Below are 10639 nucleotides of genomic sequence, written 5' to 3'. Positions count from 1 at the left end.
AACCGCACGCACCGCCCACCGCCCGCCCGTCCGCGACCGAGGAGACCGCCATGCAGTCCGCCGAGGGCAGTACGTCACAGGCTTCGCTCATCCAGGTTCTGGCGCATCCGGACGACGACCTCTACTTCATCAACCCCGACCTGCAACGGGCGCTGGAGGCCGGCCACCGGGTCACCAGCGTCTACCTGACGGCCGCGGAGGCCGACGGGCGCAACATCGACACCCGCGACCCGGACCGCCTGGACAGCCCACCGGACTACGAGGGGTACGCGGAGGCGCGCCAGCACGGACTGCGCGCCGCGTACGCGGCCATGGTGACGGGCAAGCGCGACAGCGAGTGGGCGCGCGACGTCGTCTCGTTCTCGACCGGAGTGATGGCCGAGCGCTCGACGCTGCTCGCGGCACCGCACGTCCAGCTGTTCTTCTTCGGACTGCGCATGGTCGACGCCCAGCACGGATTCGCGGCCGAGGTGCCGACCGCCCGGCTGGCCACGCTCTGGACCGAGCAGGCGACCGCCCAGCTCACCCTGATCTCCGCCGAGTCCCCGCTGCGCCGGCCCCAGGAGATCACCCGGGACGGGCTGCTGCGCTCCCTGGTCGAGCTGCTGCACCACACGCGGCCCGCCCAGTTCTGGACCATGGACCCCGACCCGTGGCACACCGCCTGGGACGACAAGCGCGGGCCGGCGTCCAGCGACCACCAGGACCACACCGCGACGGCGCAGTTCGCGCTGGCCGCCCTGGAGCAGTACATCCAGCAGGGCGGTACACCTCCGCTCGTGGACCACTGCGTCGGCTACGGCAACAAGCTCTGGCCCAGCAACCTCACCGAGCACGCCTGGGACGAGAAGAAGCGTGTGATCGAGGTGTACACCTCCGCCGACGGACACGACTGCCGCCACCGCTACTGCGGTGACCGGCAGTTGTCCGACGGCTCCGACATCCGCCGCTACGGATGGAGCACGCGGACCCGGTACGAGGGCGGCACCGACTGGCTCCACCTCCAGGCCGACGGCCGGCTCGCCGCCTACGCCGTCCTCGGCGGCCGGGTCGCGGTCTGGACCGAGAGCGCGCCGGGCAGCGGCAGTTGGGGCGGGCCGGCCTTCCTGCCGGGTGTCGGCCTCGGCCCGGCCCTGTCCGTGGCCGCGGACCGCGACGGCGGAGTGCACCTCGTCGGCCTGCGCCGCACCCCGGGACCGGGCGGGCAGGTGGACGTGGAGGTCGTGCGCATGTGGCGGCAGGCGCACACCGGGGCGACGACACCCTGGGAGAGCCTCGGCAACCCCAACGAGCGGTCGAACGACTGGCGGCGCTGCCGGGAGGCCGGCGTCCCGGAGGCCGTGGTCGACCCCTCGGGAAGGCTGCACGTCTTCCTGCGCAACTTCGGATCCGGCATCAGCGCCCGCCGCGAGACCGGCGAGGGCTGGGGCGCCTGGGAGGACCTGGGCGGCCGCGGGATGCAGGACTGCCTGAGCGCGGTGCTGAAGTCCACCGGCCGGATCCAGATGTTCGCCGCGAACCGCACCGGCGCAGTGCACTGGTTCCAGGAGGACGTCTACGGCCCCTACAAGCTCCAGGACGGTGTGACGTCGGCCGACCCGGACGCCTGGCGGCCCGTCGGCGGCCTCACGCCGTTGCAGATCGGGCGCAACCGCATGGCGGTCTTCTACCGCGAGGAGGAGTCCGGCGAAGTGATGTGGGTACGGCAGCGACCGGACGGCCGGTGGAACGAGCGCGTCGAACGGCTGGGCGGGCACGGCGGAACCGGCAGGATCGCGGCCCTGCGGCAGTCGACCGACCGGCAGGACGCCGTCGTCCTCGCCCGCCGCAACGGCCGCAACCGGCTGAGCACCGCGGTCCTCGCCGCGCAGGGCCGCGAGCAGACGCCGGAGTGGACGGACCACGACGTGCTGACGGCCCGTCCGCCCGCCCTCGCCCTCGACCACGCCGGACGGGTCGTGCTGGCGGTGTTGGGCACGGACTCCCGGCTGCGCGTGATGCGGCAGCACGCACCGGACGCCGCCGCCGGCTTCGGGCCGTCGACCGTCGTCTGATCCCGCCGACCACAGCACGGCCTGACGGAACAGAGGAAGACTTGAGGAAGATCTGCATCATCGGGAACTCGGTGGCCGCGTCGCGCACCGCCGAGGAGGCACCGCTCGCCGGCTGGGGGCAGTACCTCGGCGAATTCCTGACCGAGCACTACGAAGTACGCAACTACGCCCGCGACGCCATGACCCTGCGCGGCTACTTCACCGAGCGGTTCGCCACCCTCCTCAGCGTCCTCAACCCCGGCGACCTGGTCCTGATGGCCTTCGGCAACGTCGAGCAGCGCATCAACCAGCTCAACCGCCACCACGGGCCACGCGAGTACAAGGAGTACCTGCGCCTTTACGTCGACGCCGTACGGGGCGAGGGCGCCGTCCCCGTGCTGCTCACCCCGGCGGCCCGCTGCACCTTCTCCGAGGCCGGGAACGTCCTGGACACCCATGACGGATATCCCGAACTCACCCGGGAGGCGGCGGCGGAGAACGGGGTCCCCCTGATCGACATGACCGCCTTCACGACGGCGATGCTCGCCGAACTGGGGCCCACGCGAGCACGCAGGCTCTACCGGTGGCTGGATCCGGGCGAGCACCCGAACCACCCCGACGGCATCATCGACGCGAGCCACTACAACGACCTGGGGGCGCGCGAGGTCGCCCGCCGGATGGCCATGGTCGTCGCCGACTCGCCGGACCTGCCGCCCGACATCGTCGACCCCCGGCGTCTCACCCCCGGCACGATGCCCCCGGTGCTCGCCGAGTTCACCATGAGCCACCCCGAGACGGCGCTCACCCTGGCGCCGAGCCTGCCCGACACGCCCGTCGTCACCTCGCCGGCCCCCGGCCAACTGATCGGCGCCGCGCGCAAGCTGGCCGGCAAGGCACCCGCCGGCACGGGCTACGTCCTCTTCTACGAGGAGGGCCGCTACCTCGGAGGCACCGCCGTCTCCGCCGCCGGGACCTGGCAGTGGCGCCGAGTCGTCAACTGGACCGCGGGACCCCACACCGTCCAGGTGCTCGGCGCCGACGGCAACGCCGTCTCACGGACCTCCACGGTGGACTTCCACGTCCTCGACCGCATCGACCCGCCGCAGGTCGTGGGCCCGCGGCCGAACGCCTGGACCGGCCCGCGCCCCCGTTTCTCCGGCAAGGCACCGCGCGGCGCCCAGAAGGTCATGGTCCTGGAGCAGGGCCGGCTCATCGCCGAGGCACCCGTCCAGGAGGACGGCACCTGGCGGGTCACCCACGCCCACGCGTGGCGGCCCGGTTCCTACACGGTCGAGTTCGTGACGGTGTTCAGCGCCATCCACTCGGCGCCCGCCTCGCTGACGGTGCGCGTGCACGGCGTTCCCGAGGACAACTGGCTGCACACGTCGTTGTCCTCCCGTGAACCCTGCTCCGGGACGTGCGCCCATTACCCGGCGATGCCCACCTGGTGACCTGACGGTTCCCTCCGCCGCGGAACGACCGGCGGTACGCGTCCGCCCCTGCCACCGCGGTGAGCGACAGGGGCGGACGGGAGTGCCGTGGCGGGCGAGAGGCGTTACGCCGGGACGCTCGCCACCCCCGGCTCCAGGAACCGCCTGCCGTTCACACGCTCCGACACGCCCTCGCGGTCCAGGTAGGGCGTGATGCCGCCCAGGTGGAAGGGCCAGCCGGCGCCGGTGATCAGGCAGAGGTCGATGTCCTGGGCCTCGGCGACGACGCCCTCGGCCAGCATCAGGCCGATCTCCTGCGCGACCGCGTCGAGCACCCGCGCCCGCACCTGCTCCTCCGTCAGGACGGTGTCGCCCTGCTTGAGCAGTGCGGCGACCTCCGGGTCCAGCTCGGGCCTGCCGCTGTCGTAGACGTAGAAGCCGCGCTTGCCGGCCTCGACGACCGCCTTGAGGTTCGGGGAGACCGTGAAGCGGTCGGGGAACGCCTGGTTGAGGGTCTCCGAGACGTGCAGGCCGATCGCCGGGCCGACCAGTTCGAGCAGGACCAGCGGGGACATGGGCAGGCCGAGCGGCTCCACCGCCCGCTCCGCCACCTCGACCGGGGTGCCCTCGTCGATGACGTTCTGGATCTCGCCCATGAAGCGGGTCAGGATGCGGTTCACGACGAACGCCGGGGCGTCCTTGACCAGCACCGCGGTCTTCTTCAGCTTCTTGGCGACCGCGAAGGCGGTGGCCAGGGAGGCGTCGTCGGTCTGCTCGCCGCGCACGATCTCCAGCAGGGGGAGGATCGCGACCGGGTTGAAGAAGTGGAAGCCCACGACCCGCTCGGGGTGCTTCAGCTTCGACGCCATCTCCGACACGGAGAGGGAGGAGGTGTTCGTGGCGAGGATCGCGTGCGCCGGGGCGACCGCCTCGACCTCGGCGAACACCTTCTGCTTGACGCTCATCTCCTCGAACACGGCCTCGATGACGAAGTCCGCGTCCGCGAAGCCCTCGGCCTTGTCCAGGACACCGGTGACCAGCGCCTTGAGGCGGTTGGCCTTGTCCTGGTTGATACGGCCCTTGCCGAGCAGCTTGTCGATCTCGGCGTGGACGTAGCCCACACCCTTGTCGACGCGCTCCTGGTCGATGTCGGTCAGGACGACCGGCACCTCGAGGCGGCGCAGGAAGAGCAGAGCGAGCTGGCCGGCCATCAGACCGGCGCCGACGACACCGACCTTGGTGACCGGGCGGGCCAGGTTCTTGTCCGGGGCGCCGGCGGGGCGCTTGCCGCGCTTCTGCACCAGGTTGAACGAGTAGATGCCGGCGCGCAGTTCGCCGCCCATGATCAGGTCGGCGAGCGCCTGGTCCTCGGCGTCGTAACCCTGCTGGAGGTCACCGTTCTTGGCGGCCTCGATGATCTCCAGGGCGCGGTAGGCGGCCGGGGCGGCGCCGTGCACCTTGGAGTCGGCGATGAAGCGGCCCTTGGCGACGGCCTGGTCCCAGCCTTCGCCGCGGTCGATCTCCGGGCGCTCGACCGTGACGTCACCCTTGAGGACCTTGGCCGTCCACAGCAGCGACTGCTCCAGGAAGTCGGCACCCTCGAAGAGGGCGTCGGCGATGCCGAGTTCGAAGACCTGCTTGCCCTTGAGCTGCCTGTTCTGGTTCAGCGAGTTCTCGATGATGACCGAGACGGCCTTGTCGGCGCCGATCAGGTTCGGCAGCAGGGTGCAGCCGCCCCAGCCGGGGACCAGACCGAGGAAGACCTCGGGCAGCGAGAACGCGGGGATCGCCTTGGAGACGGTCCGGTAGGTGCAGTGCAGACCGACCTCGACGCCGCCGCCCATGGCCGCGCCGTTGTAGTAGGCGAAGGTCGGCACGGCCAGCTCCGACAGCCGCTTGAAGACCTCGTGGCCGCCCGTGCCGATGGCGAGTGCGTGCTCGCGCTCCTTCAGCAGCTCGACGCCCTTGAGGTCGGCTCCGACCGCGAAGATGAACGGCTTGCCGGTGATGCCGATGCCGGCGATCGCACCCTCGGCCGCTTCCTTCTCGACCTGGTCGATCGCGGCGTTCAGGTTGGCGAGCGAGGCCGGGCCGAAGGTGGTCGGCTTGGTGTGGTCCAGGCCGTTGTCCAGTGTGATCAGCGCGAAGCGGCCGGCGCCGAAGGGGAGGTCGAAGTGGCGGACGTGCGCGCTGGTGACGACCTCGTCGGGGAACAGGCCCGAGGCCTGCTTCAGAAGCTCGGTGGTGTTCACTTGTCCCCCTCGAAGTGCGGGTTCTCCCAGATGACCGACGCGCCCATGCCGAAGCCGACACACATGGTGGTCAGGCCGTAGCGGACGTTCGGCTGCTCCTCGAACTGGCGGGCCAGCTGCGTCATCAGACGGACGCCGGAGGAGGCCAGCGGGTGACCGAAGGCGATGGCGCCGCCGTACTGGTTGACGCGCGCGTCGTCGTCCGCGATGCCGTAGTGCTCGAGGAAGGCCAGGACCTGGACGGCGAAGGCCTCGTTGATCTCGAACAGGCCGATGTCCGAGATGGACAGGCCCGCCTTGGCGAGCGCCTTCTCGGTGGCCGGGATCGGGCCGTAGCCCATGACCTCGGGCTCCACGCCGGCGAAGGAGTAGGAGACCAGGCGCATCTTGACCGGCAGGCCGTTCTCGCGGGCGAAGTCCTCGCTGGCGATGATCGACGCGGTGGCACCGTCGTTCAGACCGGCCGCGTTGCCCGCGGTGACCCGGCCGTGCACACGGAACGGCGTCTTCAGGCCCGCGAGGTTCTCCACGGTGGTGCCCGGACGCATCGGCTCGTCGGCGGTCACCAGACCCCAGCCGGTCTCGCCGGCCTCGGGGCTGGTGCGGCGCACCGAGATCGGCACCAGGTCCTGCTGGATCTTGCCGTTGGCGTACGCCTTGGCGGCCTTCTCCTGCGAGCGCACCGCGTACTCGTCGGCGCGCCGCTTGGTGATGCTCGGGTAGCGGTCGTGCAGGTTCTCGGCGGTCATGCCCATGAACAGGGCCGACTCGTCCACCAGCTTCTCGCTCACGAACCGCGGGTTCGGGTCGACGCCCTCGCCCATCGGGTGGCGGCCCATGTGCTCGACACCACCGGCGATGACGGCGTCGCAGGCACCGAAGGCGATCGAACCGGCGGTGGTCGTCACGGCGGTCAGCGCGCCGGCGCACATCCGGTCGATGGAGTAGCCCGGCACGGACTGCGGCAGACCGGCGAGGATGCCGGCGGTGCGGCCGAGGGTCAGGCCCTGGTCACCGATCTGCGTGGTCGCGGCGATGGCGACCTCGTCGATCTTCTTCGGGTCCAGGCCGGGATTGCGGCGCAGCAGCTCCCGGATCGCCTTGACGACGAGGTCGTCGGCGCGAGTCTCGTGGTAGATGCCCTTCGGGCCCGCCTTGCCGAACGGGGTGCGGACGCCGTCGACGAAGACGACGTCCTTGACGGTACGAGGCACGATGGCTCTCCTCCAGGGTGCGGGACGGCACTGCCGCGCAGCGCTGAGCGCGCGCTCAGCCTCCATGCTACTCGTGGGTAATGTGACTGCCCAGTCCCCGCGCCCACAGCGGCGAAGGTCACACTGCCGGCGGTGCCGTCGAACCCCGCGGGGTCAGCACCGGAGTCGGCACGGGATGCGAGCCCGGACCCTCCTCCAGCAACAGGCCGAACAGCGTGCGGGCCACGTCCGCGCCGAAGCCGTGCACGTCGTGGCTCATCGCCGACAGCGTCGGGTGGGTCAGCCGGCACAGCTGGGAGTCGTCCCAGGCCAGCAGGGACACGTCGGCCGGGACGCGCAGGCCCATCTCCGCCGCCACCGACAGTCCGGCCACCGCCATGATGTCGTTGTCGTAGACGATCGCCGTGGGCCGCTCCGGCGGGGCCGCGGACAGCAGCGAGCGCGTCGCCCGCGCCCCCGTCTCGCCGGAGAAGTCGGTCGCCACCTGCCACGCCCCGGCCAGCCGAAGGCTCCGCGCCGCCGCGTCGAACGCCGCCGCGCGGATCGCCGTGTGCCCGAGGGCCGCCGCGCCGCCGACCCGGGCGATCCGCCGGTGCCCGAGCGCCGCCAGGTAGCGCACGGCCTCGGCGACCGCGGTGGCGTCGTCGGTCCACACCGAGGTGAGCCCGCCGGTCAGCGACGGGTGTCCCACGGCGACCGCGGGCAGTCCGATCCGCCGCGCCACGGCCGGGCGGGGATCGTCGGTGCCGAAGTCGACCAGGATCGAGCCCGCGATCTGCCGTGCCTTCCACCACGTCTCCAGCAGGCCCGCCTCCTCCCGCGGTTCGCGTACGAGCCGCAGCAGCAGCGAGCAGGAGTGCTCGGCGAGGACGCTCTCCACCCCCGATATGAACTCCATGTAGAAGGGTTCGAGCCCGAGCAGCCGGGCCGGCCGGCAGATCGTGAGCCCGACCACGTCCACGCGCGAGCCGGCCAGCGACCGGGCGGCCGGGTTCGGCGCCCAGCCCAGCTCGCGCGCGGCCCGGAAGATGCGGTCGCGGGTCGCCTCCGAAAGACCCGGCTTGCGGTTGAACGCCAGCGACACCGCCCCTTTGGACACCCCGGCACGGGCGGCGACGTCCTTGATGGTGACGCGGGGTGCCGTCATCGCGCGGGCTCCACGCAGTACAGGGCCGACCGGACGGCGTCGGCCGCCTCCCGGCCGCCGGGGATCCTCCAGCCGTCGACACCGATGGTCACCCGTTCACCGGGGAGCAGGGTGACCAGCCCCGTGTCGGCCCGTGCGGCCGGGTCCAGCCGGTCGGCCTGGAGCAGCAGGTCCCGCACCAGGGTGCGGGCGGTCACGGTGACCGCGTCCGGCGCGACGGACACTTCGAACTCCGGCAGCGGAAAGAGGAATTCGCGGTCCGGCACCGGGAAGTGCAGGGCGCGCAGGCCTCCTTCGCTCTCGGTCTCTGCCTCAAGTTCTCGACTTCGCTCGAACAGGGGGGACCCCCCTGACCGGGGGGACCCCCACGCGTCCGCGACCAGGAACTCCTTCGGGCCGGCCGGCACCAGTTCGGGCGGGACGGCGACGTCCGCGACCGTGCGCGCCGCGGCGCGCAGGGCCGTGCGCGTGGAGGCGACGACCTCGCCGTCGACGTTCATCCGGCGCAGGGTCAGTTCACCCGCCCAGGGCGCACCCGACTGGTTGACCGCGGCCAGCACCAGTTCGCCGTCCCGCGCCCGGAGGGTCAGCAGCCGGTCCGCGTAGAGCCGTTTCAGCTCGTGGTACAGCGGCTTCTCCCGCCCGTCGCCGTCGATCGCCGCCCAGGACGTCACCGGCCAGCAGTCGTTGAGCTGCCACACGACGGTGCCCGCGCACACCGGCCAGTGCGAGCGCCAGTGCTCGATGCCGGCGGCCACCGCCCGCGCCTGGTTGAGCTGGGTGAGGTAGTGCCAGCGGCCGAAGTCCCCCTCGGGCGGGGCGAAGTGCGGGGCCAGTCCGCGCTCCAGCTTGCCGTTGCCGTCGTCGGCCTTCTGGTGGTGCAGCATGCCGGGGGAGTCCGGGGCGAGTTCCTCGCCGGGCAGGGCGCGGCGCAAGGTCGCGTACGCGGGCGGTGCCTGCCAGCCGAACTCGGCCACGAAACGCGGCACGTTGAGCCGGTAGTCCGCCCAGTCGCGCCGGTTCCACACCTCCCACGAGTGGTGCGTGCCGTGCGCCGGGTCGTTGGGGTGGTGCGCCCAGGACCCGGACCAGGGGCTGCCCACCGTGTACGGCCGGGTCGGGTCGAGTTCGGCCACCACCCGGGGCAGTAGCCCCAGGTAGTACCCCTCGCCCCACGAGTCGCCGGCCAGCCGCGGTTCCCAGCCCCAGTCCCGGAAGCCCCACAGGTTCTCGTTGTTGCCGTTCCACAGCACGAGCGAGGGATGCGGCATCAGGCGTACGACGTTCTCGCGGGCCTCGGCCTCCACCTCGCCGCGCAGCGGCTGCTCCTCGGGGTAGGCGGCGCAGGCGAACGGGAAGTCCTGCCAGACCAGCAGGCCGAGTTCGTCGCAGGCGTCGTAGAAGTCCTCACTCTCGTAGATGCCGCCACCCCAGACCCGGACGAGGTCCACCCCCGCCGCGGCCGCCTGGCCCAGCCGCTCCCGGTAGCGTTCGCGGGTGATCCGGGAGGGGAACACGTCGTCCGGGATCCAGTTGACGCCCCGGGCGAACAGCCGCTCCCCGTTGACCACGAGGGTGAAGCCGCTGCCGTGCTCGTCGGCGGAGGTGTCCAGTTCCACGGTCCTGAAGCCGATCCTGTGACGCCGCGCGTCCAGCACCTCCGTGCCGTGCAGCAGCGTCAACTCCATCTCGTACAGCGGCTGTCCGCCGTACCCCCGGGGCCACCACAGGTGGGCGTCCGGCACCCGGAGCCGTACGACGGCGGCCGTGCCGTCGACGGCCGCCCGTGCCCGCACCCCTCCCACCCGGGCCTCGACGGCGAGGTCGGCCTCGGAACGGGTCCGCTCCACCCCGATGTGCACCTCGACCACGCCCGTGCCGTCCTCGACGGTGACGACAGGGCGCACCCGCTCGATCCTGGCCGTGGACCACGACTCCAGCCGCACCGGGCGCCAGATGCCCGCCGTGACCAGGGTCGGCCCCCAGTCCCAGCCGAAGGAGCAGGCCATCTTGCGGATGTGGGCGAAGGGTTCGGCATAGGCGGAGGGCCGCTCTCCGACACGTGCGCGCACGGCCTCCGCCTCGGTGTACGCGGAGTCGAAGCGCACCGACAGGTTCCCCCGGCGGCCCGTCACGTCGAAACGGTACGAGCGGTGCATGTTGCGCACGCGGCCGAGCCGCCCGCCGTCCAGGGTGATCTCGGCGGCGGTGTCGAGCCCGTCGAAGACCAGGTCGGTCCGCTCGTGCTCCGAGCCGGTCTCCAGCCGCCTCTCGTATGTCCACTCCCGGCGGCCCACCCAGGCCACGTCCGCCTCGTTCCGGCCGAGGAAGGGATCCGGGACGAGCCCCGCGGCCAGCAGATCCGTGTGCACGCAGCCCGGCACGGCCGCCGGGAGCGCCGCACCCGCGTCGTCGGGGTGTCGCAGGATCCATCCCTCGGTGAGCGGTGTGGCCCGAAGCATGCGCTCTCCCTAAACCGGTCCAACCCAACTGGCCTGTGGTGTAGCAGCGTTGGCGAGATTCGGACTTTACCGGTTGAGAAAGCGCTGTCAGAGTGCCGAAC

General features: G+C 71.8%; 6 protein-coding genes. 2 read left to right on the top strand and 4 right to left on the bottom strand.

Annotated features, from left to right (window positions below; translation table 11 throughout):
* Positions 1 to 50 precede the first annotated feature (50 nt).
* The gene (locus tag TNCT6_RS05945) at positions 51 to 2054 is read left to right on the top strand and encodes a PIG-L family deacetylase (protein WP_141357294.1); all 2004 of its coding nucleotides are present in this window, start codon (positions 51 to 53) and stop codon (positions 2052 to 2054) included.
* A gap of 41 nt (positions 2055 to 2095) precedes the next feature.
* A complete protein-coding gene (locus TNCT6_RS05940) occupies positions 2096 to 3484 on the top strand; it encodes a GDSL-type esterase/lipase family protein (protein ID WP_141357293.1) in 1389 nt (462 codons plus the stop codon).
* 104 nt (positions 3485 to 3588) lie between these two features.
* Here the strand turns inward: TNCT6_RS05940 and TNCT6_RS05935 are convergent, their stop codons facing one another.
* From TNCT6_RS05935 to TNCT6_RS05920, 4 genes are all read right to left on the bottom strand, one after another.
* A complete protein-coding gene (locus tag TNCT6_RS05935; protein ID WP_141357291.1) occupies positions 3589 to 5715 on the bottom strand; it encodes a 3-hydroxyacyl-CoA dehydrogenase NAD-binding domain-containing protein in 2127 nt (708 codons plus the stop codon).
* Positions 5712 to 6929, bottom strand: coding sequence for an acetyl-CoA C-acyltransferase (locus tag TNCT6_RS05930; protein WP_141357288.1), 1218 nt, complete (start codon positions 6927 to 6929; stop codon positions 5712 to 5714). Before TNCT6_RS05930 ends, TNCT6_RS05935 begins: the two co-directional genes overlap by 4 nt.
* Before the next feature lie 118 nt (positions 6930 to 7047).
* Positions 7048 to 8076 (bottom strand): LacI family DNA-binding transcriptional regulator, encoded by a 1029-nt coding sequence (locus TNCT6_RS05925; RefSeq protein WP_141357286.1) that lies wholly within the window; start codon positions 8074 to 8076, stop codon positions 7048 to 7050.
* A complete protein-coding gene (locus TNCT6_RS05920; protein WP_141357284.1) occupies positions 8073 to 10538 on the bottom strand; it encodes a glycoside hydrolase family 2 protein in 2466 nt (821 codons plus the stop codon). Before TNCT6_RS05920 ends, TNCT6_RS05925 begins: the two co-directional genes overlap by 4 nt.
* Between the last annotated feature and the right edge of the window lie 101 nt (positions 10539 to 10639).

This window comes from Streptomyces sp. 6-11-2 (genome assembly GCF_006540305.1).
Lineage (GTDB): Bacteria > Actinomycetota > Actinomycetes > Streptomycetales > Streptomycetaceae > Streptomyces.
This window is presented reverse-complemented; position numbering and strand designations above follow the sequence as displayed.

Bases quoted from the DNA above. Each gene is read 5' to 3' on its own strand.
- TNCT6_RS05925 (WP_141357286.1), bottom strand. From the start codon at position 8,076: ATGACGGCACCCCGCGTCACCATCAAGGACGTCGCCGCCCGTGCCGGG.
- TNCT6_RS05945 (WP_141357294.1), top strand. From the start codon at position 51: ATGCAGTCCGCCGAGGGCAGTACGTCACAGGCTTCGCTCATCCAGGTT.
- TNCT6_RS05920 (WP_141357284.1), bottom strand. From the start codon at position 10,538: ATGCTTCGGGCCACACCGCTCACCGAGGGATGGATCCTGCGACACCCC.